Origin of the sequence: Candidatus Jidaibacter acanthamoeba, assembly GCF_000815465.1 — a bacterium.
Taxonomy (GTDB): Bacteria; Pseudomonadota; Alphaproteobacteria; order Rickettsiales; family Midichloriaceae; genus Jidaibacter; species Jidaibacter acanthamoebae.
The window spans coordinates 1-261 of record NZ_JSWE01000038.1 but is presented as its reverse complement, the minus strand read 5'-3'; the positions used below and the strand labels follow the sequence as shown (position 1 = coordinate 261).

The following is a 261-nucleotide window of genomic DNA, read 5'->3' as shown; positions in this document are numbered from 1 at the left end:
TTTTAAAGAGTATATAAATAATAAGTGTGAGCCGGATGTTAGATAATAAGGCTACACAATTAACAAGTAACCATAAAGGTTTACTTGAGTATTGGGCAAATCTTTATTTCCAAATTCATGTGTTAGGTAGCCCAACTGCAACTATAGAAGCTAAGAAGAGGGACTTAAATTTATTTATAAACTTTTTTCAAGCTTCATTAGGTTCCGAGATAATAGATTTATGGACGCCTTCAATCACAAAAGCTTTCCAAGGATATTTGT

At 31.8% G+C, this 261-nt stretch carries 1 protein-coding gene; it reads left to right on the top strand.

What is annotated here, in order from left to right; genetic code table 11:
* Positions 1-35: 35 nt before the first annotated feature.
* Positions 36-261, top strand: a 226-nt coding sequence (locus NF27_RS01050; protein WP_039454845.1) for a hypothetical protein, incomplete at its 3' end; no start/stop codon positions are given.